The organism is Roseomonas sp. FDAARGOS_362 (assembly GCF_002754815.1).
GTDB lineage: Bacteria > Pseudomonadota > Alphaproteobacteria > Acetobacterales > Acetobacteraceae > Roseomonas > Roseomonas mucosa.
In genome coordinates this window covers 228384-253398 of record NZ_CP024588.1, presented here as the reverse complement: position 1 = coordinate 253398, position 25015 = coordinate 228384, and the positions used below count along the sequence as shown (strand labels likewise).

Sequence of the window (25015 nt, the reverse complement as noted above, 5' to 3'; positions counted from 1 at the left end):
TCCAGTTGCCGCCGCGCTGCCTGCGCGTGCTTTCCGCCGGCAGCGGCCGGCGCGGGCGCGGGCTGGAATACCGGCTGATGGAGCGCCGCCTGCACGCCGACGCGCCGAGCGTGACGCTGACCTATATCTTCAGGCCGGAGGAGGCGCTTTTCCCGCCGCATTTCGCCCAGGCGCTGGTGTCGCGCCTGGCGGCGGAATTCTGCATCCCGCTGACGGAAAGCACCTCCCGCGCCGAGCTGCTGCAGCGCCTGGCCGGGAGCGACTTCCGCGATGCCCGGCTGGCCGACAGCCAGCAGGCGACGCCGCGGGCGATCGAGGACTTCCCCCTGATCAGCGTGCGGGGCTGAGCCATGCCGGACAGCCGACGCGCCAAGACATCCTTCACCGCGGGCGAACTCGCGCCCGAGATGCTGGGGCGCGGCGACACGCGGGCCTTCGACAACGGGGCCCGCATGCTCCGCAACCTGATCCTGCAACCGACCGGCGGGGTGACCCGCCGGCCAGGTCTGCGCCATGTGGCCATGCTGCCCGGCGCGGCGCGGCTGGTGGGCTTCGAGTTCAACACGGAGCAGACCTACCTGCTGGTCTTCCTGGACGGACGGATGCTGGTCTTCCTGGGGGACGAGCAGGTGGCTTCCGCCAGCGGTCCCTGGACCGCCGCCATGCTGCCGCAGCTCGCCTGGACGCAAAGCGCGGACACGCTGCTGCTGCTGCATCCCGAGATGGTGACGCAGCGCATCACCCGCACCAGCCACACCGAATGGACGGTGGCGGAGTTCAACTTCACCTGGATGCCCTATCACCGCTTCGCGCCGGAGGCGGTGACGCTGCAGGCGAGCGCGTTGGAAGGACAGGTGACCGTCGCCGCCAGCGCGGCGCTCTTCGTGGCGGCGCATCTTGGCAAGCAGCTCCGCATCGCCGGCAGGCGCCTGCGCATCCGGTCGGTGACGGATGCGCGGCACGTGGTGGCGGATGTCGAGGACCGGCTCACCACCACCGATGCCACAGCGGACTGGGACGAATCCGCCTTCGGCGCGCATGGCTGGCCGGTTTCCGCCTGCTTCCATCAGGACCGGCTGGTGCTAGGCGGGTCGCGCGACCTGCCGAACCGGCTCTGGATGTCGCAGTCCGGGGATCTCGGGAACTTCGACCTGGGCACCGGGCTGGATGACGAGGCGATCGAGTTCGGCCTGCTTTCCGACCAGGTGAACGCGATTCGCGCCGTCTTCCCGGGACGGCACCTGCAGGTCTTCACCTCGGGCGGCGAGTGGATGGTGACGGGCGCGCCCCTCACCCCGGCCTCGATCCAGATCCTGCGGCAGACGCGGGTGGGCTCCGTCACCGGGCGGATGATCCCGCCGATCGACGTGGATGGCAGCACGCTCTTCGCCGGGCGCTCCGGCACGGCGATCTACGAGTTCGCCTACACCACCGTGGAGGATGCCTATCAGGCCGGGGACCTGGCGCTGACCGCGCACCACCTGGTCCAGGACCCGCTGGACACCGCCTATGACCAGCGGCGGCGGCTGTTCCATGTGGTGATGGGCGACGGCAGCCTGGCGACGCTGACGCTGTACCGCGCCGAGGAGATCACCGCCTGGACCCGGCAGGAGACCGACGGCGCCTTCCGCGCCGTGGCCGAGCTCGAGGGCGCGGTCTGGTTCGCGGTGGAGCGCGGCGGCACGCTGCGGCTGGAGCGCTTCGACGACGCGCTCTGCACCGATGCGGCGCTGACCGGCGCGAGCGACACGGTGCGAACCGCCTGGCACGGGCTGGAGCATCTGGAAGGCCGCGACGTCAGCGTGGTCGCCTCCGGTGCACCGGCCGGGCGCTTCACGGTGCTGCGCGGCGCCGTCACCCTGCCGGAAGCAACCGGCACCGTGGAGATGGGCCTGCCCTTCACGCACCGGCTGGTGCCGATGCCGGTGGAGGCGCTGAACGCGCCCGGCATCGCCGGCGCGCCGCAGCGGCTGGTGAGCGTCACCTTCCGCCTGCTGGAAAGCAAGGCGCTGGCGGTGGATCTCGGGCGCGGCGCGCAGCCGGTGCCGCTGCGGCGACTGGACACGGCACTGCTGGACGCGCCACCGCCCGCCTTCACCGGCGACGTCACGCTGCGCGCCCTGGGCTGGCGCAAGGACGCGCTGCGGCCGCTCTGGCGCATCGAGTCCGACGAGCCACTGCCCTTCACCCTGCTTTCCGTCACGACCAACACGAGGACCACCGACTGATGTCGCAGCTCGCACCCGTGGCGGGGCTGGTGGGAACCGGCCTCTCGATCTACTCCACCGTCCACCAGGCGCAGGCGCAGAGCGCCCAGGTCAAGGCGCAGAACCGGCAGATCCAGCAGCAGGCGGCGGCACAGTCGCAGCTCGCCGCCGCGCAGCAGCAGCAGGACACGCGGGCGCGGCAGGACCAGCTCGCCGGCACCCTGGCCTCCATCCGTGCCCGCAGCGCCGCCTCCGGCCTCGATCCGAACGACGGCTCGGCGGCGGCTGTGGCCGCGGGGCTGCAGAAGGATTCGGCGCAGGACATCGCCGAGGACGACGCGGTCCGCAACGCGCGCCTCGCCGCCGGGCGGCGCAGCCTGCTGAACAACGACGGCTCGCTGACGACCTGGCTGCGCGCGGGCTCCAGCTTCGCCGGCGCGGCGAAGAGCCTGCTCGGCTGAACCCCGGCCCCCATTCCTTCAGGAGAGCATCATGGCCGAGCATATCCGCATCGGCGACGTCGCGCCGCGCGTGCACTACATGGCCGCCGCGGGCCAGAACGTCTTCGTCTATCCCTTCCCCATCTTCGACACCTCCGATCTGGAAGTGCGGATCGACGGGCTGCTGGTCCCCTCGGGCTATGTGGTGGACGGGGCAGATGGCAGTTCCGGCGGCACCGTCACCTTCGCCACGCCGCCCGGCGAGGGCGCGCAGGTGCTGCTGCGCCGGCGCCTGACCATTGCGCGCGTCACCGACTTCCAGCCGAATGGCCTGCTGCGCGCCTATACGCTGGATGACGAGCTGGACCGCCAGACGGCCGCCTTGCAGGAGGTTTCCGGGGATGTCGCCAACGCCATCCGCCTCGACCCCGGCGAGGCGGCGGCCCGGCTGCATCTGCCGCTGAAGACCGCCCGCGCCAACCGCGTGCTGGGCTTCGACGCGGTGGGCGACCTCGCGATCTTCTCGCGCGAGGACGCGACGCTTTCCGCCCCCTTTCCCGGCGGCATCCCGCGCTCGGTGGAGGACAAGCTGGCGGAGCGGCTTTCCGCGCGGGATTTCGGCGCGACGGGCGACGGCGTGACCGATGACGGCGCGGCCCTGCAGGCGGCGATGAACGCGGCGGCGATGGGCGGCAAGCAGCTGGTGATCGGCGAGGGCAGCTTCCGCACCACCATCCCGCTGGTGCTGCCGGGCGGCTCGCCGGGCCTGACCATGCGCGGCGCCATCCTCTATGACGGCCCCGCCGGGCAGGTGGCGCTCACTCTGGGCGACGGCGCCGGGGCACGCAACCGGAGCAAGGTCTATCGCGGGCTGCGCGTGCTGCGCGCCAGCATCGCCGACTGGAGCGACGAGGCCGATATCGGCCTCCTGCTGCGCAACCTCGACGCCTCGCTGGTGGAGATCCAGCAGGTCGAGGGCTTCACCATCGGCACGCGCACGAGCGGCGAGGCCACCGGCTTCGAGGACAGCACGCTGAACCTGGGCCGCTTCGTGAACAACCGCATCGGCCTCGACATCCATACCGGCAGCGCCGCCGGCTGGAACAACAGCATCCGCTACCTGGGCGGCCACTTCGCCAATGCCAGCGGCACCCACACCACGCTGGACCGCTACGGCATCCGCTTCTCCTGCGAGCCGGGAGCCTATAACCGCCACAACGCGCATCTCTTCATCGGCCCGGCCTTCGAGCTGCAGCGCCAGGGCACCCCCGGCACGGTGAGCGCCATCCCCTTCCTCATCCAGGCGGGCGACGAGCGCGGCATCCTGGCGCGCGGCGTGCGGATGGAAGCGTGCAGCCCCTTTGTCGCGCGCCATGCGGGCGGGGCGAACGACTGCGTCTACGAGGTCTGCTACACGGGCACCTACGGCTTCGCCGGCGCGGCGGTGGATTATACGGGCACGGCCACCCGGGCCGGCGGCACGGCGATCCCGCTGCACCAGGCCGCGGCGGCGCACGAGACGCCCCGCCTCGTGGCGGCGGCGGAGAATGTGCGGCAGCGCGCCTTCCGCCAGACGGTGGACACGGATGGCGGCACCGGCTTCGAACAGATGGCGGTGCTGTCGGGCAACCCGAACAACGCGGCGCAGACCCTGACGGGCCTGGCCTTCGCGGGGCTCGGCAGCTTCACGCTGAACGCCGACAGCGTCGGCCTGCCGACCAGCCGCGCGCTGGCCTTCGTGGTGGATTGCAGCGACTGCAAGGAATTCTTCATCGCCGCCGAGGGCACGGCGCTGCGCCCGGTGGTGATGCAGTTCGACGCCGGCGAGAACGTTCTGCTGGACACGGCACCCGTGCTGTTCTCCAACATGAACGCCGTCTGGTCCGGCAGCACGGGCAGCGTCTCGCGCTTCTGGGAAGGCAACGTCAATCTCGACAGCCCCGTCTCCGGGCTGCTGCTCAACCGGCTGCAACGGGTGACGCTGAACGCGGCGGCGAAATACGCCGCCATCGGCGTGCGCGGCGGCGACGAGACGGCGGTGCTGAAGGCGCTGCGCCTCTACTGCCCGCCGCTCCACGCGCCGACGCTGATCTATGGCGGCAGCCGCAAATGGGGCACGCGGGAATACACGGTCACGGATACGGGGTGGACGGTGCCCTCGCTGGCCGCCGGCGCCACCACGGCACGCGATGTGACACTGCCAGGCGTACGGCAGGGCGATTTCGTGCAGGCAAGCTTTGCCAAGTCCTCCGGCTTCCAGACCGGCGGCGTGGTCTTCCTGTCAGGTGCCGGCGGCACGGCTAGCATCAACCAGGTACGGGTGACGGCGCAGAACATCAGCGGCGGTACCATCGAGGTCGGTGCCGGCACGCTCTACCTTCGCGCCGTCAAGCCACGGGTATGAGCATGCCGGGCCGGACATCGCCATGAGCAGCGACGGCATCCTCCCGCCGGAGGAACTCCACGCGGCGATCCGCCGCGTGGTCGCGGATTACGGTGCCTTCGTTGCGCGCGAGCCCATGCCGGGCGCGCACGAGGACCCGAAGGGCTTCGCCGCGCACCATGCCGCCGCGAAGACCGCCCTCGCCCATCTGGAGCATCTGCTGAAGCTGGCCCGCGCCAGCCTCGCCACGGCATCGGCGGGGGAGGACGTCCAGACCCTGCTCACCCAGGCCCGCGCCGAGATCGCGGCGGAAGGAGAGGATGACGACGGCCAAGACACGGGCGACGAGAGCGCCTGAACCACCCGGACATGCCCCCGGGCCGGACTTCCTGGAATTCGCCTGGGTCTGGAACGCCCGGCTCGGCCAGGCCACGCCGGGCATCCACCGCCGCATCGCGCGCTGGTTCGACGCGCGGCGCAGGGATGGCGACGGGCGGCTGCTGCTGATGGCCTTCCGCGGCTGCGGCAAGTCCACGCTGGTCGGGCTCTGGTGCGCCTGGACCCTGCTGCGCGACCCGCAGGCGCGCATCCTGGTCCTGGCGGCGGATGCGGCATTGGCCACGCGCATGGTGGCCAATGTCCGCCGTATCCTGACGCGGCACCCGCTCTGCGCGCATCTGCTGCCGGACGGCCCGGGCGAATGGGCCGCCGACCGCTTCACCGTGCGGCGCGAGGGCGCGCTGCGCGATCCCTCGATGCTGGCGGCGGGCATCCTGGGCAACATCACCGGCTCCCGTGCCGACGTGATCGTCTGCGACGATGTCGAGGTCGCCGGCAACTGCGATACGCCCGCCCGGCGTGCCGAGCTGCGGGAACGGCTCGCGGAGACGGAGTTCGTGCTGACCCCCGGCGGCACGATCCTCTATGTCGGCACGCCGCATTGCGCGGAAACGCTCTACCTTCCTCCGGGTGATGAGCGCGCCTTCCTGCGCGGCTACCACCGCCTGCGCCTGCCGCTGCTGGACGCGGCAGGCCGCTCCGCCTGGCCGGAACGCTTCGGCATGGCGGCCGTGGCGGCGCTGCGCGAACGCGTCGGGCCGCTGCACTTCGCGCGCCAGATGATGCTGGAAGCCACCGAGGACGCGGCGGCGCGGCTCGACCCCGCGCTGCTGGTCCGCTACGGCGAGGAGACGGTCTATGCCGAGAGCGGCGGGCGCCCCGTCCTGTCGCTGCTCGGCCGCCGCCTCGTCTCCGGCGGCGGCTACTGGGACCCCGCCTATGGCCGCCCCGGCAGCGGCGATGCCAGCGTGCTCGCCGCGCTCTACGCCGATGCGGAGGGCAACCAGTACCTGCACCGCCTGGCCTATCTGACGCACGAGCCCGGCGCGCAGCCCGATCCCGCCACGCAGCAATGCGCCCGCGTCGCCGCCCTGGCGCGGGATCTCCTGCTGCCCGTGGTGCGGGTGGAGACCAACGGCATCGGCCGCTTCCTGCCCGCCCTGCTGCGGCGGGAGATGGCCCGTGCCGGCGCCGCCTGCACGGTGGTGGAGCAGTCGAATTCCCGCCCCAAGCGGGAACGCATCCTGGGTGCCCTGGACCCGGCCCTGGCCGCCCGCCGGCTGCACGCGCATGACAGCGTCTTCCGCACCGGCTTCCCGGCGGAGATGGCGGGCTGGAGGCCCGAGCTGGCGAACCAGCGCGACGACGCGCTGGATGCCGTGGCCGGCTGCCTGCTGGCCGAGCCGGTGCGGATGCCGGGCCAGGCCGCCGTGCCGCGTGGGCGTGGCTGGCACGGAAATTCCGCTTGACGATAGGAATAATTTCTTCTTAACCTCGCCGCATCAACGCCATTCCTGCGTCTCGCGCGCCTCACCTGCTCCGGGGTGTCCGCGACCGCACGTTCCGGCGGCTTGCACCGCACTTCCGCCCCTTACTTCCCCCGGCGCGATCCTGGACCGGCCCCCCCCCTGGGTGGCCGGCCTCGCCCGCGCGCCCTCTCCCAGCCCGAAAGGACCCCCATGGCCGGACCATGGACAGACGCCGCGTGTCCGCCGCACAGCCCGGCCCGCACGCGTCCTGCACCTCGCCGCCGGAACCGCCATGCCGGCTGAGCCCCTCTTCCGCCATCTCGGGCGCCTGCTGCGGCGCGAACCCTGGTGGGCCGAGTTCTGGGCCGGCGCCGGCTGCCTGGTCTGGACGCTCTGGACCTTTCTGGCGGCGGTGGAGCCCGGTGCCCGCCCCACCTTCCGCCTGGCCACCTCCCTGCCGCTCCCCTTGGCCGACGAGCGCTTCTGGCAGGCCAGCGGCGCCGTGCTGGGGCTGATCCAGGTGGCCTCGCTGCTGGCCGACCAGCGCCGCGCCCGCCGGGCCGCGAGCTTCCTCGGGAGCTGGTGGTGGACCACCCTGTTCCTGGCCCTGCTCCTCGCCGATCCGGCTGCCCCCGCCATGGCCCTCTATGCCGTGATGGCGGCGATCAACCTCGTCTCCCTGGTGCGCCTGCGGCCGGAGCTGCCCTGAGCATGTCCGACCAGTCGAGCCCCTGGTGGGTCGTGCTGGCCTCGGGCGCCATCTCCGCCATCGGCCTCTGGCTGAACGCGCGCGGCGCCTGGCTGACCACGCGCCTGACCAGCGAGGAGCGCCAGGCGCAGGAGCGTGCCCAGGTCATGGCCTCGCTCGATGCGCGGCAGAGCGCCTGGATCGCCCGGCAGGAGCAGGAGCTGGAGAAGATGCGCCTGCGCCTGGAGGCGCTGCAGGCGGATTGCGACCGGGCGCACGAACTCGCCCGCGCCTGGCACGCCCGGGCCCATGCGCTGCGCCACCAGCCCGATGCCGCGCTGCCCGGCCGCGAATCGCGGCCTTCCCTGCCCGGTCTTGAGGAAATCGAAACCTGATGCGGGTGGAATTTACCCGTTTCGTTCCCGGACTGCCCTTCCCCATGAACCTTCCCGGAAAAGCCGCGATGCCCTCCACCGACAGTTCTTCCGCCGACAGCCGCGCGCATGATGCCGCGATCCTCGCCCTGACCCTCTATGCCGAGGCCGGCGACCGCCCGCTCCGCGCCATCGAGGCGCTGGCGGCGCTGGTGATGAACCGCCACCGCTCCGGCCAGGGCCACTGGGGCCAGGGCATCACCGGCATCTGCCGCGCGCCCTTCCAGTTCCCCTGCTGGAACACCCGCCACCCGCACCATGCGCGTCTGCGGGCCGCCGCGCCGGGCGGCGTGGCCGCGCATTCGGCCCAGATGGAGCTCTGCCACCGTGTCGCGCTGCGCGCCCTGGCAGGCGCCCTGCCCGACCCGACCGGCGGCGCCACGCATATGCATGCGGATGACAGCCAGCCCTCCTGGTCGATCGGCCGCACCCCGGTGGCGGAGATCGGCGGCCTGCTTTTCTACCGTCCCGAACCCGCCGAGGCGCGTGTCCGGCCGCGCGGCCCCGCCCTGGCCCTCGCCGTCTGACACGGCGGTGCTACAACTCCCCGCCATGGAGCAGACCATCTACACCCTCGTCCGTGGCGAGGACTGGCGCGACGCCGAGGCGGCGGGCGCCTATCACGGTTCCGCCGACGACCGGCGCGACGGCTTCCTGCATTTCTCCGCCGCGGCGCAGCTGCGGCAGAGCGCCGCGAAGCACCGCGCCGGGGAGGCCGATCTCTGGATGGTCGCGGTCTCCGTCCCGGCGCTCGGCGATGCGCTGCGCTGGGAACCGGCCGCCGGGGGGTCCCGCCCCGGCCTTTTCCCGCATCTCTACGGCCCGCTGCCGCTCTCCGCGGTGCGCGCCGCGGCGCATGTCCCGCTCGACCCGGACGGGCGGCACATCTTCCCCGAAGAAATCCCCTGAGACCCGCCGCCCGGGACCGTGGCGGCGGGCACCGGCCCCGCCACCACGGCACCCGCTCGTCTCAGGGCGCCGGGATCACCGGCCGGGAGGCGAAGGAGAAGACGTAGCGCATCGCGTCGCCGATCGTGCTTTCCCAGACCGGCCAGACATGCGCGCCATCGACGATGCGGAGCTGCGCCGGCTGTCCCGCGCGGCGCAACCGGTCGTAGAGCCGCGTCGCCTCGCCCTCGATGAAGAAGTCGTCGTCGTCGCCGGAGTTGATGTACATCGGCACGGCGATCTTCTTCTCCAGGAAGCCGTCCCACAGCACCGGCCAGTTCAGCGACTTCCACACCGCCGGATCGTACTGCTCCGCGCCGAAGACGCCCACGCGGCGGGCCGAGGAATTCTCCGGCGGCTCCGGATCGTAGATCGCGGGCGACAGCAACGCCGCCGCCGCGAACATCTCCGGATGCAGCATGACGAAGCGCAGCGTGCCGAAGCCGCCCATCGACAGCCCGCCGATCAGCCGCCCCTCGCGCGTGTCGAGCACGCGGAAGCTCTTCTCCGCATCCGGGATCAGGTCCCGGAAGAAGGCGCTCTCCATCTTCTCCTTGCGGTCCACGTACCAGGTGGTCCCGGCATCGGGCAGGATGATGACGGCGGGCGGGATCTCGCCCGCGCGGATCAGCCGGTCCGCCGTCGCCTGAAGGTTGCCCTTCACCGGCCACTCGTTCAGCGAGCCGCCATTGCCGTGCAACAGATACAGCACGGGATAGCGCAGCGTGCCGCCGTCATAGCCATCCGGCAGATAGACGTTGTAGCGCCAGGCCCGGCCAAGCTGCTCGGAGCGGAACTCCCGCGTCACGATGCTTCCGGCCCAGGCCGATGGCGCGAGCAGGAGCAGCATCGCGAAAAGCAGAAGGGCGCGCAGCCCGCGCCCGGGCGGTCTCCGGTGATGGTCCGGCATGTTCGTTTCCTCCACCGGAGTCCCTTCTCCGGCGCGCGAAGGGAACCATGCGGGTCCATCCCTGTGAAGCGGCGCGGCGGCTCATCGCCTCTGCGGCCAGCCCTCCGGTTCCGGCAGGGTGATCTGCGGGAAGAGCGGCATCCCGGCGGCGGGCGGCGCGGTCTCCGCCGGAACCTCGGCGCAGGACGGGCGCAGCACCCCGCAATCCCAGCGATACCCGTCCGGCCGCCCGGCGATGCTGCCGCCGCGCTCGAAGCGGCAAAGGCATTGCCGCCCGCCCAGGCAGGCTGCCACGCCGTCGCGGGGCGCGTTGCACACGGGCATCGGCGGCGCATGGGCGGGAAAGGCATCGCCCGGCACGCCCTGCGCCCCCGCGAAGGTCATGCAGAGCGGAAGCGCGAGCATCGCGAGCAGCGGAGCCATCGGCGGGATCGGTCGCATCGCCGCAGGATGCGCCCCATCCTCCTGCCGGAAGGTTAAGCGCCCGGCCTCAGATCGGCGCGTATTTCACCGCGCAGCCATAGGGCGGCGTGGAGGCCCGTTCCACCGGCCGGCCTGCCAGCGCCGTCCGCAGCGCATCGCGGAAGAAGGGCTGCGCGCGCTCGATATCCTCCTGCCGGGTGGAGCGGATGGAGTCGATCCCGCCCATGTAGAGCAGCGTCCCGTCCGTCCCGATCAGGAACATCTGCGGCGTGGTGGTGGCGCCATAGGCCCGCGCCGCCTGGCTGCGGTGGTCCAGCAGCACCGCCGTCGGCGCCGCCTCGCGCTGGACGGTCAGGGTCTTCGCCTGCCGCCCGGTGACATGCCCCTGCTCTCCCTCCGGAGAGGACGCGACCGAGAACCACACCACCCCCTGCTGCGTGGCCTCCCGCTGCAAGGCCTGCATGTTGCCGCTGCCGTAATGCTTCCGGACATAGGGGCATTCGTGGTTGGTCCATTCCAGCACCACGAGCTTGCCACGCTGCTCCGCCAGCCTGCGCACCGCGCCATCCTGGTCCGGCAGGCTGAATTCGGGCGCCGGGGCCCCGATCACCGGCGCGGCCAGCGCCCATCGCGGCAGGCAGGTCGAAACGACGGCGGTGGTGCCGGCCAGAACCTTCCGGCGCGTCGGCGGCTTGCTCACGTGGTTCCCCTTCTCCCTTTTTCCGTCCCGGCCACGCCATGCAGCGTGTCGTCCAGGGCCCTGAGCACGATCCCTTCGGTCAGGATCTGCGGCAGCACGGCGGGCTCACCCCCTCCCGCCGGGTACAGCAGATACAGCGGCACTCCGTCCCGCCCATGGGCCCGCAGCAGGGCGGTGATGGCCGGGTCGCCCCGCGTCCAGTCGCCTTCCAGCACCGTGACGCCACGGCGGGAAAAGGCATCCTGCACGGAAGGCTGGTCCAGCGCCACACGCTCGTTCACCTTGCAGGTGATGCACCAGGCGGCCGTCAGGTTGACGAAGACCGGCCTGCCATCCGCCCGCAGCGCGGCCAGCCGCGCCTCGGACCAGGCCTCGCCACCGGCCTCGGCCATCCTTGGCGGCGCCGCCGTGTCCAGCCGCGTCAGCCCGGCCAGCCCCGCCAGGATCGCCAGCGCCGCCAGCCCGCGGCTGGCCCGTTGCAGCAGCCCCTCGGGCGAGCGCTGCGCCTGTCCCCAGGCCCAGGCGGCCAGCCCCACCAGCACCGCGCCGCCCAGCACCAGAAGCACCCCGTCCGGCCCGCTCTGCTGCGCCAGCACCCAGGCCAGCCAGGCCGCCGCGCCGTACATCGGGAAGGCCAGGAACTGCCGCAGCCGCTCCATCCAGGGCCCCGGGCGCGGCAGGCGCTCCGCCGGCCCCGGGAACAGCGCCAGCAGCGCATAGGGCAGCGCCATGCCGACCCCGAGCGCGGCGAAGACCGCCAGCGCCGCCGGGGCCGGCAGCAGCAGCGCCGCCCCCAGCGCCGCCGCCATGAAGGGCGCGGTGCAGGGCGTGGCCACCAGCACCGCCAGCACGCCGGTCAGGAAGCTGCCCGAATGCCCGCCCCGCGCCGCCAGCCCGCCCCCGGCCGAGACCGGCCCGCCAAAGGCGAAGACGCCGGACAGGTTCAGCCCGACCAGCAGCATCAGCCAGGCCATCACCGCCACGAAGACCGGCTGCGTGAACTGGAAGCCCCAGCCCGCCACGCCCCCCGCCGCCCGCAGCGCCAGCAGCCCGCCGCCGAGCACCAGGAAGGACAGCACCACCCCGGCACAATAGCTCGCGGCATGGACCCGCACCCGCCGCCGCGCCTCGCCCGACAGTCGGGCCAGCCCGATGGCCTTCATCGCCAGGATGGGGAAGACGCAGGGCATCAGGTTCAGCAGCAGCCCGCCCAACGCCGCCCAAAGCATGGCCCAGGGAGCCGTCTGCAACGGGCCGATGCCGGGAACGGCGGCCCGGGGCGTGGCGCCGCCCGCCGCCGGCGCCGCGGCACCCACCGGCACGCCCTCCGCCGCCACGGGAACCGGGCCGATCGCCGCCGACACCGTATAGGCGGCGCGCGTCCCGGCCGCGTCGGTGATGGCGACGACGCCTTCCAGCCGCTCCTTCGGCGCATCGCCCTGGCCCCGCGACAGGCCCAGCACCAGCCCCCCGTCGCGCAGGCTCAGCGGCTGCGGCGCCGCATTGTCCACCGCGCCCCACTCCGCCGGAAAGAAGAAGGCCTGCTTCACCGCACCGGGCCCCAGTTCGGCCCCGTCCAGCGCGATGGCGCCGCGCGGCCCGTCGAAGCCCGCCCGCGCCGCCCAGGGCGAGGGCCTGGGCAGCGCCGCCTCGGCCTCGGCGAAGGCCGCCGACAGCACGGCATCCGGCCGCGGCTTCGCCTCCACCGGCAGGTCCAGGCGGAAGCTCCCTTCCTCCGGGATGCAGACCTTCTCGCAGACCAGCCAGTTGCCGCTGCCCTGCACGGTGAAGACCTGCCCCGGCGCCAGGTCGCCCGGCACTGTCACGGTCAGCGGGAAATCCGCCCGCCCCTCATAGCCGAAATTCACCAGCGGCCCGAAGGGAATGCGCTCCGGCGCCGGGAACCGGAGCGGCCCGGCCGAGGCCCCTGCGGGCAGGTCCAGCGCCAGTTCCGGCGGCTGCCCCGCATCGCCCGGATTGGTCCAGTAGGTGTGCCAGCCCGGCGCCAGTCTCTGCCGCAGCATCAGCCGGAAGCTCTGCCCCGGCGCCACCGCCGCCATCTCGCTGGCCAGCACCACGGTCGCGCGCGGCGAGGCGACGGGTGCGGATTCGGCGGCCTGCGCGCCGTTCCAGCCAATGCCCGGCGCGACCAGAGGCGGGATCAAAGGGGCGGCCACGAGGATCGCGGCGGCCAGGGCCAGCCTCGCCGGCCCCCCTCCCGCCGGAATCCCCGGAAAGCCAACCACCTGTGCCATACGCCTCACTAAACGCGACAACATGAACGCCTTGCAATCCTCGGCATGTGACAAAGCGCGACGCTTGCGCCTATCTGACGGCAACATGCTCCCCGAACTTCCCGTCACGGAAGCCCTGCCGCGCCTGGCGGCAGCCCTGCGCGACGCTTCCAACGCCGTCCTGGTCGCCCCGCCAGGCGCCGGCAAGACCACCCTGGTCCCCCTGTCCCTGCTGGACGAGCCCTGGCTGGGCGATGGCCGCATCCTGGTGCTGGAACCCCGCCGCCTCGCCGCCCGCGCCGCCGCCCGGCGCATGTCCGACCTGCGGGGGGAGGCGCTGGGCCAGACCGTGGGCCTCATCACCCGGCTCGACCGCGCCGTCTCCGACGCCACCCGCATCGAGGTCGTGACCGAGGGCCTGCTGGTCCGCCGCCTGCAATCCGATCCCGGGCTGGAAGGCGTGGCCGCCGTCCTGTTCGACGAGGCGCACGAGCGCCATCTCGACACCGATCTGGGCCTCGCCCTCTGCCTCGACCTGCAACGCGCCCTGCGGCCGGAGCTGCGCCTCGTCGCCATGTCCGCGACGCTGGACGCCGCCGGCTTCGCCACCCTGCTCGGCGAGGAAGGCCGCCCCGCCCCGGTGATCGAGAGCGCGGGGCGGATGTTCCCGGTGGAGATCCGCCACCGCCCGCGCGACCTCGCCTCGCCGCGCGACCTGCCGGAGGCCATGGCCGGCGCGATCCGCGAGGCGCTGCGCGAGCATCCGGGCGACGTGCTGGCCTTCCTGCCCGGCTGGGGCGAGATCGCGCGGACCGCCGAGCGCCTGGATGGGCTGAAGGTGGGCGGGCTCGACGCCGATGTCATCGCCCTGCATGGCGAACTCCCGCCCGCCGAGCAGGACCGCGCCCTTTCCCCCTCCACGCGGCGCAAGGTGGTGCTCTCCACCTCCATCGCCGAAACCTCGCTGACCGTGCCCGGCGTCCGCATCGTGGTGGATGGCGGCTTCCGCCGCGTGCCCAGGCTCGACCCCGCCTCCGGCCTCTCCAAGCTCGTCACCGTCCGCATCGGCCGCGCCACGGCGGAACAGCGCGCCGGCCGCGCCGGCCGCACCGAGCCGGGCGTCGCCATCCGCCTCTGGAGCGAGGCGCTGCACCGCGGCCTGCCGCTGGCCGACCGGCCGGAGATCCTGGAGGCCGAGCTGTCCGGCCTCGCCCTGGACTGCGCCGCCTGGGGCGCCGAGCCGCGCGACCTCGCCTTCCCCGACCCGCCGCCCGAGGGCACGCTGGCCGCCGCCCGTGCCCTGCTGCGCGACCTCGACGCCCTGGACGCGGAGAACCGCATCACCCCGACCGGCCGCCGCATGGCGCGCCTCGGCACCCACCCCCGCCTCGCCCGGATGATGGAGGCCGCGACCTCTCCCGAGGAACGCGCCCTGGCCGCCGACCTCGCGGCGCTGCTGGAGGAACGTGACCCGATCCGCGCCCCCTCCCGCGACCGCGACGCGCCTTCCGACATCGAGCTGCGCCTCGACCTGCTGCGCGGCGGCGACCATCCCGGCGCCGACCGTGCCACCCTGTCGCGCATCCGCCGCGCCGCCGGGCTGCACCGCCGCCGCCTGCGCGTGCCGGGCGGCATGGCGGCGGAGGGCGATCCCGGCGCCCTGCTCGCCGCCGGCTTCCCGGACCGGATCGCGGCGAAGCGCGGCACGATGGACGGCGCCTTCCGCCTCGCCTCGGGGCAGGGCGCCCGGCTCGGCGCCACCGACCCGCTGGGCAAGCAGCCGCTGCTCGCGGTGGCCGACCTCGCCCTCCAGGGCACCGAGGCGCGCATCCGCATGGCGGCCCCCCTCAGCCGCGCCGTGCTGGAGGAACGCTTCCCCGAACGCTTCGTGCGGGAGGAAGGCGCCAGCTTCGACGCCCGTGCCGGCGCCGTCCTGCCCCGCCGCCGCCTGCGTTTCGGCCCCCTGGTGCTGGAGGAGACCACCCTCCCCGTCGCCGACCCCACGGCCGTCGCGGAGGCCCTGGCGGAGGCCGTGGCCGGGCGCGGCTTCCGCGACCTGCCCTGGACCGACGCCTCCCGCCGTCTGCGCGCCCGCCTCGCCTGGGCGCATCGGGTGGAGCCGGAATCCTGGCCCGATGTCTCCGACGAGGCGCTCGCGACGCGGGCGAAGGAATGGCTCGCCCCGCACCTGCACGGGCTGACGAAGCTGACCGAGCTGCGCAACCTGAACGCCCACGAGATCCTTTCCGGCCTGCTCGACTGGCCACAGCGCCGGCGCCTGGACGCGGAGCTCCCCGACCGGCTCGACCTGCCGAACAACCGCTCCGCCGCCATCGACTACGACCGCGACCCGCCGACGCTGGAGGCCCGCGCCCAGCACCTCTTCGGCCTCGCCAGCCTGCCGCCGCTGATGGGCGGGCGCGTGCCGTTGCAGGTGGCCCTGCTCTCCCCCGCCGGACGCCCGGTGGCGCTGACCGCCGACCTCGCCGGCTTCTGGCGCGGCGCCTGGGCCGATGTCCGCAAGGACATGCGCGGCCGCTATCCCAAACATGCCTGGCCCGAGGACCCGACCGCCCCCGCATGAGTGACGCACCATCCCAGCCGGCCGGCGACGGCCCCCTGAACACCGCGACCGCGCCATCCGCCGCCCAGGCCGAGGCGGCGTCCCCATTGCTGCGAAACCGCTCCTTCCTGCTCTTCTGGGTGACCCGGGTCTCCTCCGCCCTGGCCTTCCAGGTCATCGCCGTCTCGGTGGGCTGGCAGGTCTATGCGCTGACCGGCAGCACCTTCGCCCTCGGCATGGTCGGCCTCGCCCAGTTCGTGCCGCAGATGATCCTGACCCTGCCGGCGGGCCATATCGCGGACCAGTACGACCGCCGCCACATCATGCGCGCCTGCCAGCTCGCCGAGGCCCTGGCCGGCCTCACCCTGGCCGCCACCGCCCTGGCGGGCCACACCCCGACCTGGCTGGTCTTCGTGGCCGTGGCGGCGGTGGGCGCCGCCCGCGCCTTCGAGAGCCCCGCCACCACCTCCCTGCTGCCGGGCCTCGTGCCGTCCTCCCAGTTGCAACAGGCCATCTCGCTCACCAGCTCGGCGATGCAGACCGCCATGATCCTGGGCCCGGCCCTGGGCGGCCTCCTCTACGCGCTCGGCGCCGGCCTTGCCTATTCGATCGTCACCGCGCTCTTCCTGACCGCCGCCCTGGCCACCACGCTGATCCGGCTGGACCACACGCCGCCGCGGCGCGAGCCGCTGACGCTCGCCAACGCCTTCGCCGGTATCGGCTTCATCCGCACCCGGCCCATCCTGCTCGGCGTCATCACGCTCGACCTCTTCGCCGTGCTGCTTGGCGGCGCCGTGGCGCTGCTGCCCGTCTATGCCAAGGAGATCCTGCACACCGGCCCCTGGGGCCTCGGCCTGCTGCGCTCCTCTCCCGCCATCGGCGCGCTGGCGATGTCGCTGCTGCTGGCGCGCTTTCCGATGCGCCACCATGCCGGGCTGAAGATGTTCGGCGCCGTGGGCGTCTTCGGCCTGGCCACGGTGGTCTTCGGCCTCTCCACCTGGCTGCCGCTCTCCGTCGCGGCGCTCGTCGTGCTGGGGGCCGCGGATGTGGTGAGCGTCGTGATCCGCTCCGCGCTGGTGCAGTTCGCGACGCCGGACCACATGCGCGGCCGCGTCAACGCGATGAACATGCTCTTCATCGGCGCCTCCAACCAGCTCGGCGAGTTCGAATCCGGCGTCACCGCCGCGCTGCTCGGCACCGTCCCCGCCGTGGTGCTGGGCGGCATTGGCAGCATCGTGATCGTGCTGCTCTGGATGCGGGTCTTTCCGGCGCTGCGCCGCGTGGACAACCTGGAAGCGCTGTCGCGATAGGCGGGAGAGGCGCCGCCGGAACCGGAGACGGAAGCAGGCTCGGGAAATCACATGGATATCGTCACCCTCGTCCTCGTCATGCTGCTCGCCGTGGTGGTGAGCAACTACATCGCCCGCCTTTCCCCGGTCCCGCTGCCGCTTCCCCTGCTCCAGATCGCCATCGGCGCCCTGCTGGCCTATGGCCCGCACTTCGAGGTGGAGCTGGAGCCCGAGATCTTCTTCCTCGTCTTCCTGCCGCCCCTGCTCTTCCTCGACGGCTGGCGCATCCCCAAGCGCGGCTTCTTCCGCGACGGCTGGACCATCCTCGCCCTGGCGCTGGGCCTCGTCGTCTTCACCGTGCTCGGCATGGGCCTCTTCATCCACTGGCTGATCCCGGCCATGCCGCTGGCCGTCGCCTTCGCCCTCGCCGCCGTGCTCTCGCCCACCGACCCGATCGCCGTCTCATCGGTCGCCGCGCGCGTGCCCATCCCGCACCGGCTGATGCACATCCTGGAAGGCGAGTCCCTCCTGAACGACGCCTCCGGCCTGGTCTGCCTGCGCTTCGCCGTCGCGGCCGCGCTCACCGGCACCTTCTCCCTCGCCGAGGCCTCCGTCACCTTCCTCCAGCTCGCCCTCGGCGGCGTCGCCGTCGGCGTGGCCGTGACCGTGGTGGTCAGCTTCGTGCAGAAGCGCCTGCTGCGCCGCGCCGGGGAGGACCCGGGCATCCAGACGCTGGTCAGCCTGCTGATCCCCTTCGGCGCCTACCTCGCCGCCGAGCACGTGCACACCTCCGGCATCCTGGCCGCCGTCGCCGCCGGCATCACCATGAACTACGTGGAGAACCTCGGCATCGCCATGGCGGTCACGCGCATGCGCCGCATCGCGGTCTGGGACACGGTGCAGCTCGCCGCCAACGGCGCCATCTTCGTCCTGCTGGGCGAGCAGCTTCCCCGCATCCTGGCGAGTGCCGCCGCGACGGTGAACCAGGCCGAGCACCACGACGAGAGCTGGCTCCTGCTCTATGTCATCGCCATCACCCTGGGCCTCGCCGCGCTGCGCTTCGCCTGGGTCTGGATCTCCGTGCAGTTCATCCTGCTGCACGCCTCGCGAAAGGGACTTTCGCCGGAACGGCCGAGCTGGCACCTCGTCGCCGTCATGGCGCTCGCGGGCGTGAAGGGCGCGATCACCCTGGCCGGCGTGCTCACCCTGCCGCTGGTGTCGCCGGACGGCGCGCCCTTCCCGGCGCGCGACCTCGCCATCTTCCTCGCCATGGGCGTCATCCTGCTCTCGCTGGTCGTGGCCAGCCTGGCCCTGCCGCCCCTGCTGCGGAACCTCCGCCTGCCGCCGCAGCCCACGCACCAGCACGAGGAGGACGAGGCCCGCGCCGCCGCCGCCAGCGCCGCCATCCGCGCCATCGAGCGCGAGCAGCACGAACTGGCCGAGGGCCGCGACGACGCCGACCTCTTCGCCGAGGCCGCCTCCCAAGCCATGGAACCCTATTGCCGCGCCAGCGACACCCATGCGCCGGAGCCGGAGGAACAGGAACGCGCCCAGAAGCGCGTGGCCGTCGAGCGGCACCTGCGCCTCGCCGGCCTGCGGGCCGAGCGCGACGAGCTCTACCGCCTGCGCCGCGCCCGCCGCATCGAGGACGAGACGCTGAGGCACCTGGTGCGCGAGATCGATCTGACCGAGGCGCGCTACGTTTCCTGAACGAAACCGGATGACCCTTCCCGCACGGCGAACCCACAACCATTCCGGGCGGGGAGCGGAGGCCGGAAGGTGGCGGAGGGCGCGATCGCCAAGCACCGGCAGGAACTGCGCCGCCGTGGCATCGCCCTGTAAGGCCCCGCTCCGGCTTGCCGCGAACATCCGGGCCAGGCGGCCATTCCTGGCGGGCGACCTATCGCCGCTGCGGCCTCGTCCACAGGGCCAGGCGGCTGAACAGGGCCACCAGCTCCGCCTGCCGCCCGGTGCCGGTCTTCTCAAAGATGGAGCGGAGCTGCGTCCGCAGCGTTTCGCGTGACAGCCCTGTGGCCGAGGCCGCCTGCGGCAGGCTGTGGCCCTGCATCAGCAGCCTCGCCAGCCGGATCTGGGCCGGCGTCAGGCCGAAGAGGTCGCTCAGGATCGCCGCCTCCGGCAACGGGGGCGGCTGGATATCGTGGAGCACCAGCACCGCCAGTGCCCCCGTGAAGAGCTCCTGCGCCCCCCGGCGCAAGGGCAGCAGGCGCAGGATCATGGGGAGCTGCGACACCCCGGGCGCGACGGCGAAGGACAGCACCGGCGGCAGCCGCGACGCCGCGATCGCCTCCAGCGCCGCGAGGACCTGCCGCTCCGCCGCCTCGTCCGCCAGGGCCAGCCGGTCCCCGCCGCCCTTCGCCTCCCGCCGCACCCGGAAGCCCGCGTTCGCCACCACCACGCGCCCGCCCAGGCCCAGCACCGCAGCAGGCAGGTCGATCTCCTCCAGCAGATCCAGCTGGCGGTCGAGCTGGCTCCGGCCCATCCGGGCGGTGACCGTGGCGGCACGCGCCAGATGCGGCCGCAGTGCTTGCAGGAGCCGGACCTGCCCGGCATCGAGCGGCCCCCGGGAAAGCTGCCGCTGGACGCTGAACATCAGCCTTTCCCCATTCGGCAAGTCCACCATCGAATAGGTGCCCCAGCCCAGGTCCCTCGGCCGGAGGAACTCCTGGTGGTGCGGGTCCGCCGCCATCTCCTCGCGGGTGTAGAGCTCCGTGTATTGCAGGAAGCGCTTCTCGGGACGCTCCAGCAGCCGCCGCGGCAGGTCCGAACGCTGGTGCCAGCCTTCGGCGAACCATTCCCCCGCCGCGTCCCGTAGGCCCGGCGAGCTGATATACTCGATCCGCCGCCCCATGGTGACCAGGGACACGCCGCCATCGCCGACCCGGAACAGCTCCTCCATCTCCCGGAGCACGGCTTCCCAGAGCTCGGGGCGCAGCGCCGCCTCGTAGATCCGGTCGGTCAGGGCATCGAGATCGTCGTCCGTCAGGCCAGGATCGCTCCCTTGTCCGCCTCCCGGCGGGCATCCCAGCATGGCCGCAGGATGGCCGGGCGATCAAGCCGCCCGGCATCCTTCTTCCGGCAAGACCGTCCGGCGGCCTCGCCGGGCTTTCCCCGGACCGCTCAGCCGCCGTGCCGAGGGAGAAGGTCCTTGCCCAACTCCGCCACGAGGCGGAAGGAGCGCAGCCGGGCCTCGTGGTCGAAGATCTGCCCGGTCAGCACCAGCTCGTCCGCCCCGGTCCGCTCCAGGAAGGCTTCCAGCCCGGCCCGCACCTGCGCCGGCGTACCCACCGCGGAACAGGACAGCGCCCGCTCCGTGCCGGCCCGCTCGGCAGCGGTCCACAGCCGGTCCATGCTGTCCACCGGCGGCGGCAACTGGCCCGGCGTGCCGCGGCGCAGGTTCAGGAACTGCTGCTGCAGCGAGGTGAAGAGCCGCCGCGCCCCGGCCTCCGTCTCATCCGCGAAGACATTGATCGCGGCGGCCACATGGGGCCGGTCGAGCTGCTCCGAGGGGCGGAACTGCTCCCGGTAGACGCGCAGCGCCTCGTCCAGCGCATCCGGCGCGAAATGCGAGGCGAAGGCATAGGGCAGGCCCAGCGCCGCCGCGAGCTGCGCGCCATAGAGAGAGGAGCCGAGAATCCAGAGCGGCACCTCCTGCCCTGCTCCCGGCACGGCCTGGAGCGGCTGCCCCGGCCGCGCGGGGCGGAAATAGGATTGCAGCTCCACCACGTCGCGCGGGAAGCCGTCCGGGTCGCTGTCGAGGTTGCGGCGCAGGGCCCGCGCGGCCCGCATGTCGCTGCCCGGCGCCCGGCCCAGCCCCAGGTCGACGCGCCCGGGAAAGAGCGCCGCCAGCGTGCCGAACTGCTCCGCGATCACCAGCGGCGCGTGGTTGGGCAGCATGATGCCCGCCGCACCGACCCGGATGCGGGAGGTCGCGGCCGCCACCTGGCCGATCACCACCGCCGTGGCGGCGCTGGCGATGCCGGGCATGTTGTGGTGCTCGGCCAGCCAGAAGCGCCGGTAGCCCCAGGCTTCGGCATGGCGGGCGAGGTCGATCGTGTTGCGCAGCGCCGTGCCAGCATCCGCGCCCTGCGGAATGGGCGAGAGGTCGAGAAGGGTGAAGGGGACCATGCGTCCTTCCGTCCTGTGGCCCCGGGCGGGATTGCCACGGGCCGTCCGGCTACAGATAGGGTGCCGCGGCCCCGCCGTCCCGTCCTTGCCGCAGGGCAGCCCCGCGCCCGTCCGGCGGAGGACTCGCCCGGAACTCCCGGACGGCCGGGAACACGCCGCTTCCCGGCACCGGCGGGGCTTTTCCGCGCCGCCACCGGGCCCAGTTGGAAAGGTCCGACCGGAGGAGCGCACCGCAGGATGACTTTTTCGCCACAGCCCCGGCACGCCACCACCGCGTCAGCGGCACGGCCGGCGCAATCCAAGGCTTCGGCCCTTTTTGCGCCGCCCGGGATCGGGGATGATCCGCCCATGATCCAGCACAGCAGCCGACGCAGCGCCCTGCTTGCCTTCACGGGCCTCGCCATGGCGGGTTGCACCGCCCGCCCCTATCCCGCCGAGGCGCAGCGGGTGGCGGTGCTCGACTTCGCCGACCTCGCCGAGAAGGTCCTGCCCGCCGTGGTGAACATCGCCGTCACCGGGGAGCAGCAGGTCCAGATCCCCCCCGACATGCGCGGCACCCCCTACGAGCGCTTCTTTCGCGAGCGCCGGGGCCGCCAGCAGGTCCAGGGCGCCGGCTCGGGCTTCATCATCGACCCTTCCGGCCTGGTGGTGACCAACAACCATGTGGTCGGCAATGCCAGCCGCGTGGTGGTCGCCCTGCAGGACGGCACCGAGATGCCGGCCCGCGTGGTCGGCACCGACGACCTCACCGACCTCGCCCTCCTGCGGATCGAGAGCAAGGAGACGCTGAAATCCGTCCCCTGGGGCTCCTCCGGCAAGCTGCGCGTGGGGCAGTGGGTGCTGGCGGCGGGCAATCCCTTCGGCCTGGGCGGCACCGTCACCTCGGGCATCGTTTCCGCCCGCGGGCGCGAGATCGGCGCCGGCCCCTTCGACGACTTCATCCAGACCGATGCCGCCATCAACCCCGGCAATTCCGGCGGCCCGCTCTTCAACATCGACGGCGAGGTGATCGGCATCAACACCGCCATCTTCTCGCCTTCCGGCGGCTCGGCCGGGATCGGCTTCGCCACGCCCTCGGACCTCGCGCGCCCGGTGATCGAGCAGCTCCGCCGCGACGGGCGGGTGGAACGCGGCTGGCTCGGCGTCGCCGTGCAGGATGCCACCCCGGAAGGCGGGCGCGGCCGGCGCGGCGTACTGGTGCAGGGGGTGGAGCGCAACAGCCCCGCCGCCCGCGCCGGGCTGCGCCAGGGCGACCTGGTGATCGCGCTGGATGGAGAAAGGGTGGACACCTCGCGCGTGCTGATCCGCTCCGTGGCCGGGGTGGCGCCGGGGCAGACCGTGCGGCTGACCCTGATCCGCGACGGGCGGCAGCAGGAGATCCCCGTCCAGGTCGGCCGCCGGCCCAGCGGCGCCGGCTGAGGCCGCCGCCCGGCCCGCCGCCGCGCTCCGGGGTCATCCTTTCGCGTCGTCTTCTGGGGCCATGCCCTCGGAGCATGGCGCGGGAGCGCGGCGCCATCCGCGAATGATTATCAGCACGCGGCGAATTGGTGTAAGCAGCTGCCCATGCCGCCGACCCCGCCGCCATACCGCGTTCGCGACATCGCCTCGCCCACCGGAGCCCCTTTCCCCGGAACCCCGCCGACCGGAGAAGGCCGCAGAGGCCCGTCCCGCGAGGCCGCCCCGAAGTGAGCGCCGCCACTTCGCACGACCTCGCCGCGGCGGATTACCGGCGCCTGCTGCTCCGCCGCGGCGCCGTGCTGGCCGGCCTGACCCTGCTGCTGGTGGTGGCGCTGGTTTGCGACGTGATGACCGGCCCCTCCCGCCTGCCCTTCGCCGACGTGTTCGCCACCATCCTCTCGCCCGATGGCGCGACCGGCCCGATGCGTGTCATCGTCTGGGATGTCCGCCTGCCCTATGCGCTGATGGCGGTGCTCGTCGGCGCCGCCCTGGCGCTCGCCGGGGCGGAGATGCAGACGGTGCTGAACAACCCGCTGGCCAGCCCCTTCACCCTCGGCGTCTCCTCGGCCGCCTCGCTCGGCGCGGCGCTGGCCATCGTGCTGGGCCGCGGCGTGCCCTGGGTGCCGCAGGAATGGCTGATCCCGGCCAATGCCTTCGTCTTCGCCTTCGCCTCGATGCTGCTGCTGCACTTCATGTCGCGGCTGCGCGGCGCCGGGGTGGATTCGCTGGTGCTGTTCGGCATCGCCCTGGTCTTCGCCATGAACGCGCTGGTCGCGCTGCTGCAGTTCGTGGCCACGGAACAGGCGCTGCAGCAGCTCGTCTTCTGGTCCATGGGATCGCTCGCCCGCGCCACCTGGCCGAAGATCGGCATCATGGCGCTGGCCCTCGCGGTCTGCGTCCCCTTCTGCGCCCGCGCCACCTGGAAGCTGACGGCGCTGCGCCTCGGCGAGGACCGCGCCCGGTCCTTCGGCGTTGATTCCGCGGCGCTGCGGCGCGGCTCGCTGCTGCGCGTCTCGCTGCTCGCCGCCGTCTCCGTCGCCTTCGTCGGCACGATCGGCTTCGTCGGGCTGGTCGGCCCGCACGCGGCGCGGCTGATGGTGGGCGAGGACCACCGCTACTTCCTGCCTGCTTCCGCCCTTTGCGGCGCGGTGCTGCTCTCGCTTTCCTCCATCGCCTCCAAGATGATCGTGCCGGGGCTGCTGATCCCGATCGGCATCGTCACCGCACTGATCGGCGTGCCCGTCTTCGTGGCGCTGGTCTTCGGCCGGGCGCGCGCGGCATGAGGGACGAAGCCATCCACCCCACGGGCACCCCCCACACGGACAATCGCCAGCCCTTGGCCGTGGAGCATGTCTCGGTCGGCTACGGCAAGCGGCAGATCGTCCGCGACCTGTCGCTGCGCCCGATGCTGCCCGGCACGCTGACCGCCCTGGTCGGCCCCAACGGCGCCGGCAAGTCCACCCTGCTGCGCGGCCTCGCCGGGCTGGTGCCGGCGAAGGGCCGGGTGCATCTCGGCGGGCAGGACCTCTCCGCCATGTCGGTCGGCCGCCGCGCGCGCCACGTCTCCTACATGCCGCAGGGCCTGCCCCAGGGCGTGGCGCTCACCGTGCTGGAAACGCTGGTCGGCGCGCTGAAGGCCGTGGCCCCCGCCTCCGGCGCCGTCTCGGGCGAGGAAGCCGCCCGCCGCGGCCTCGCGATCCTGGAGCGGCTGGGCATCTCCGACCTCGCCCTGCGGGGGCTGGACCGGCTGTCCGGCGGCCAGCGCCAGCTCGCCGGCCTCGCCCAGGCCCTGGTGAGGGAGCCGGAGGTGCTGCTGCTCGACGAGCCGACCTCGGCGCTCGACCTGCGCTTCCAGCTCTCGGTGATGGGGCTGGTGCGGCAGACGGTGCTGGAACACGGGCTGATCGGCGTGGTGGTGCTGCACGACCTCAGCCTCGCCGCCCGCTTCTCGGACCGGGTGGTGGTGCTGCACGACGGCACGGTACGGGCGGACGGCACGCCCGAGGACACGCTGACCCCGGCGATCCTGGCCGAGGTCTATGGCGTGGCGGCGCGGATCGAGTTCTGCTCCCAGGGCAGCCTGCTGGTGCTCGCGGACGCCCCCTGCCCAGGCAGGCGGCCTGAACCCCGCGCCCGGCTGCCGCCCGGCGAAGGCGCCGGTGAGGAAGGGCGTGAATCGGCGGCGGGCGGGCCGGTACCCAGGGGGCAGGGACCATGCTCATGCCCCGAAATTGCCGCCCGTTCGTTAACGCCATCCTAAAACGTTGCAACATCCTTACCCATCCGGAAGGCTGGCAGCGGTTTCCGCCAGTTTCCCCGCCACTCCCCGGGTGACGGTCCCCGGGAACACGCCCTTGCCCCTGCTTGACACTGCGGTGCGAAAG

At 72.9% G+C, this 25015-nt stretch carries 22 protein-coding genes; 16 read left to right on the top strand and 6 right to left on the bottom strand.

Annotated features, from left to right (window positions below; all coding sequences use genetic code 11):
• Positions 1-5 precede the first annotated feature (5 nt).
• The 10 genes from CTJ15_RS05920 (at position 6) to CTJ15_RS05875 (ending at position 8869) form a co-directional block, all read left to right on the top strand.
• Positions 6-347, top strand: a complete 342-nt coding sequence (locus CTJ15_RS05920) for a hypothetical protein (protein WP_338129614.1) — start codon at positions 6-8, stop codon at positions 345-347.
• Positions 348-350: 3 nt separating this feature from the next.
• Positions 351-2228 carry a hypothetical protein gene (locus CTJ15_RS05915; protein ID WP_075822576.1) on the top strand — a complete coding sequence of 626 codons (1878 nt, stop codon included), beginning with the start codon at positions 351-353 and terminating at the stop codon, positions 2226-2228.
• Complete coding sequence (locus CTJ15_RS05910; protein ID WP_075822575.1) at positions 2228-2668, top strand: hypothetical protein; 441 nt, start codon at positions 2228-2230, stop codon at positions 2666-2668. The genes CTJ15_RS05915 and CTJ15_RS05910 overlap by 1 nt, the downstream gene beginning before the upstream one ends.
• Positions 2669-2699: 31 nt before the next feature.
• The gene (locus CTJ15_RS05905) at positions 2700-5051 is read left to right on the top strand and encodes a glycosyl hydrolase family 28-related protein (RefSeq protein ID WP_099781328.1); all 2352 of its coding nucleotides are present in this window, start codon (positions 2700-2702) and stop codon (positions 5049-5051) included.
• 22 nt (positions 5052-5073) lie between these two features.
• Positions 5074-5388 (top strand): hypothetical protein, encoded by a 315-nt coding sequence (locus tag CTJ15_RS05900; protein WP_019461474.1) that lies wholly within the window; start codon positions 5074-5076, stop codon positions 5386-5388.
• On the top strand, positions 5351-6838 hold the full coding sequence (gene terL / locus CTJ15_RS05895; protein ID WP_099781327.1) for a phage terminase large subunit: 1488 nt from the start codon (positions 5351-5353) through the stop codon (positions 6836-6838). Before CTJ15_RS05900 ends, terL begins: the two co-directional genes overlap by 38 nt.
• A 292-nt stretch (positions 6839-7130) precedes the next feature.
• Complete coding sequence (locus CTJ15_RS05890) at positions 7131-7547, top strand: hypothetical protein (protein ID WP_099781326.1); 417 nt, start codon at positions 7131-7133, stop codon at positions 7545-7547.
• Between the two features lie 2 nt (positions 7548-7549).
• Entirely contained in the window at positions 7550-7921 is a 372-nt protein-coding gene (locus CTJ15_RS05885) for a hypothetical protein (RefSeq protein WP_099781325.1), read from the top strand.
• Positions 7922-7989: 68 nt separating this feature from the next.
• The gene (locus CTJ15_RS05880) at positions 7990-8487 is read left to right on the top strand and encodes a cell wall hydrolase (protein WP_099782099.1); all 498 of its coding nucleotides are present in this window, start codon (positions 7990-7992) and stop codon (positions 8485-8487) included.
• Between the two features lie 25 nt (positions 8488-8512).
• On the top strand, positions 8513-8869 hold the full coding sequence (locus CTJ15_RS05875; RefSeq protein ID WP_075823349.1) for a DUF952 domain-containing protein: 357 nt from the start codon (positions 8513-8515) through the stop codon (positions 8867-8869).
• Positions 8870-8930: 61 nt separating this feature from the next.
• Here the strand turns inward: CTJ15_RS05875 and CTJ15_RS05870 are convergent, their stop codons facing one another.
• The 4 genes from CTJ15_RS05870 to CTJ15_RS05855 form a co-directional block, all read right to left on the bottom strand.
• Positions 8931-9818 carry an alpha/beta hydrolase family protein gene (locus CTJ15_RS05870; RefSeq protein ID WP_075823350.1) on the bottom strand — a complete coding sequence of 296 codons (888 nt, stop codon included), beginning with the start codon at positions 9816-9818 and terminating at the stop codon, positions 8931-8933.
• Positions 9819-9899: 81 nt separating this feature from the next.
• Positions 9900-10241 carry a hypothetical protein gene (locus tag CTJ15_RS05865; RefSeq protein WP_126281840.1) on the bottom strand — a complete coding sequence of 114 codons (342 nt, stop codon included), beginning with the start codon at positions 10239-10241 and terminating at the stop codon, positions 9900-9902.
• A 67-nt stretch (positions 10242-10308) separates the two neighbouring features.
• On the bottom strand, positions 10309-10941 hold the full coding sequence (locus tag CTJ15_RS05860) for a redoxin domain-containing protein (RefSeq protein WP_019461482.1): 633 nt from the start codon (positions 10939-10941) through the stop codon (positions 10309-10311).
• Positions 10938-13196 (bottom strand): protein-disulfide reductase DsbD, encoded by a 2259-nt coding sequence (locus CTJ15_RS05855; RefSeq protein ID WP_099781324.1) that lies wholly within the window; start codon positions 13194-13196, stop codon positions 10938-10940. Before CTJ15_RS05855 ends, CTJ15_RS05860 begins: the two co-directional genes overlap by 4 nt.
• Before the next feature lie 85 nt (positions 13197-13281).
• On the opposite strand from CTJ15_RS05855, the gene hrpB reads away from it, so the two are divergent.
• The 3 genes from hrpB to CTJ15_RS05840 are packed head-to-tail and all read left to right on the top strand — an operon-like array spanning position 13282 to position 18737.
• Positions 13282-15759: an ATP-dependent helicase HrpB gene (gene hrpB, locus CTJ15_RS05850; RefSeq protein WP_099781323.1), complete on the top strand. Its 2478-nt coding sequence runs from the start codon at positions 13282-13284 to the stop codon at positions 15757-15759.
• Positions 15756-17048 (top strand): MFS transporter, encoded by a 1293-nt coding sequence (locus CTJ15_RS05845; protein ID WP_075823521.1) that lies wholly within the window; start codon positions 15756-15758, stop codon positions 17046-17048. The genes hrpB and CTJ15_RS05845 overlap by 4 nt, the downstream gene beginning before the upstream one ends.
• Positions 17049-17099: 51 nt before the next feature.
• Positions 17100-18737 carry a Na+/H+ antiporter gene (locus CTJ15_RS05840; RefSeq protein WP_099781322.1) on the top strand — a complete coding sequence of 546 codons (1638 nt, stop codon included), beginning with the start codon at positions 17100-17102 and terminating at the stop codon, positions 18735-18737.
• 190 nt (positions 18738-18927) lie between these two features.
• On the opposite strand, the gene CTJ15_RS05835 is transcribed toward CTJ15_RS05840, so the two are convergent.
• Positions 18928-20076, bottom strand: coding sequence for a helix-turn-helix transcriptional regulator (locus CTJ15_RS05835; protein ID WP_099781321.1), 1149 nt, complete (start codon positions 20074-20076; stop codon positions 18928-18930).
• An 89-nt stretch (positions 20077-20165) separates the two neighbouring features.
• A complete protein-coding gene (locus CTJ15_RS05830) occupies positions 20166-21173 on the bottom strand; it encodes an LLM class flavin-dependent oxidoreductase (RefSeq protein WP_099781320.1) in 1008 nt (335 codons plus the stop codon).
• A 348-nt stretch (positions 21174-21521) separates the two neighbouring features.
• On the opposite strand from CTJ15_RS05830, the gene CTJ15_RS05825 reads away from it, so the two are divergent.
• The 3 genes from CTJ15_RS05825 (at position 21522) to CTJ15_RS05815 (ending at position 24891) form a co-directional block, all read left to right on the top strand.
• Positions 21522-22592: a trypsin-like peptidase domain-containing protein gene (locus CTJ15_RS05825; RefSeq protein ID WP_019461489.1), complete on the top strand. Its 1071-nt coding sequence runs from the start codon at positions 21522-21524 to the stop codon at positions 22590-22592.
• A gap of 266 nt (positions 22593-22858) precedes the next feature.
• Positions 22859-23914 (top strand): iron ABC transporter permease, encoded by a 1056-nt coding sequence (locus CTJ15_RS05820; protein ID WP_075822539.1) that lies wholly within the window; start codon positions 22859-22861, stop codon positions 23912-23914.
• Positions 23911-24891, top strand: a complete 981-nt coding sequence (locus CTJ15_RS05815; protein ID WP_171979096.1) for an ABC transporter ATP-binding protein — start codon at positions 23911-23913, stop codon at positions 24889-24891. The genes CTJ15_RS05820 and CTJ15_RS05815 overlap by 4 nt, the downstream gene beginning before the upstream one ends.
• Positions 24892-25015 lie beyond the last annotated feature (124 nt).

Coding starts and splice junctions, on each gene's coding strand:
- CTJ15_RS05915 (WP_075822576.1), top strand. CDS start 351: ATGCCGGACAGCCGACGCGCCAAGACATCCTTCACCGCGGGCGAACTC.
- CTJ15_RS05910 (WP_075822575.1), top strand. CDS start 2,228: ATGTCGCAGCTCGCACCCGTGGCGGGGCTGGTGGGAACCGGCCTCTCG.
- CTJ15_RS05905 (WP_099781328.1), top strand. CDS start 2,700: ATGGCCGAGCATATCCGCATCGGCGACGTCGCGCCGCGCGTGCACTAC.
- CTJ15_RS05900 (WP_019461474.1), top strand. CDS start 5,074: ATGAGCAGCGACGGCATCCTCCCGCCGGAGGAACTCCACGCGGCGATC.
- terL (WP_099781327.1), top strand. CDS start 5,351: ATGACGACGGCCAAGACACGGGCGACGAGAGCGCCTGAACCACCCGGA.
- CTJ15_RS05890 (WP_099781326.1), top strand. CDS start 7,131: ATGCCGGCTGAGCCCCTCTTCCGCCATCTCGGGCGCCTGCTGCGGCGC.
- CTJ15_RS05885 (WP_099781325.1), top strand. CDS start 7,550: ATGTCCGACCAGTCGAGCCCCTGGTGGGTCGTGCTGGCCTCGGGCGCC.
- CTJ15_RS05880 (WP_099782099.1), top strand. CDS start 7,990: ATGCCCTCCACCGACAGTTCTTCCGCCGACAGCCGCGCGCATGATGCC.
- CTJ15_RS05875 (WP_075823349.1), top strand. CDS start 8,513: ATGGAGCAGACCATCTACACCCTCGTCCGTGGCGAGGACTGGCGCGAC.
- CTJ15_RS05870 (WP_075823350.1), bottom strand. CDS start 9,818: ATGCCGGACCATCACCGGAGACCGCCCGGGCGCGGGCTGCGCGCCCTT.
- CTJ15_RS05865 (WP_126281840.1), bottom strand. CDS start 10,241: ATGGCTCCGCTGCTCGCGATGCTCGCGCTTCCGCTCTGCATGACCTTC.
- CTJ15_RS05855 (WP_099781324.1), bottom strand. CDS start 13,196: ATGGCACAGGTGGTTGGCTTTCCGGGGATTCCGGCGGGAGGGGGGCCG.
- hrpB (WP_099781323.1), top strand. CDS start 13,282: ATGCTCCCCGAACTTCCCGTCACGGAAGCCCTGCCGCGCCTGGCGGCA.
- CTJ15_RS05845 (WP_075823521.1), top strand. CDS start 15,756: ATGAGTGACGCACCATCCCAGCCGGCCGGCGACGGCCCCCTGAACACC.
- CTJ15_RS05840 (WP_099781322.1), top strand. CDS start 17,100: ATGGATATCGTCACCCTCGTCCTCGTCATGCTGCTCGCCGTGGTGGTG.
- CTJ15_RS05835 (WP_099781321.1), bottom strand. CDS start 20,076: ATGCTGGGATGCCCGCCGGGAGGCGGACAAGGGAGCGATCCTGGCCTG.
- CTJ15_RS05830 (WP_099781320.1), bottom strand. CDS start 21,173: ATGGTCCCCTTCACCCTTCTCGACCTCTCGCCCATTCCGCAGGGCGCG.
- CTJ15_RS05825 (WP_019461489.1), top strand. CDS start 21,522: ATGATCCAGCACAGCAGCCGACGCAGCGCCCTGCTTGCCTTCACGGGC.
- CTJ15_RS05815 (WP_171979096.1), top strand. CDS start 23,911: ATGAGGGACGAAGCCATCCACCCCACGGGCACCCCCCACACGGACAAT.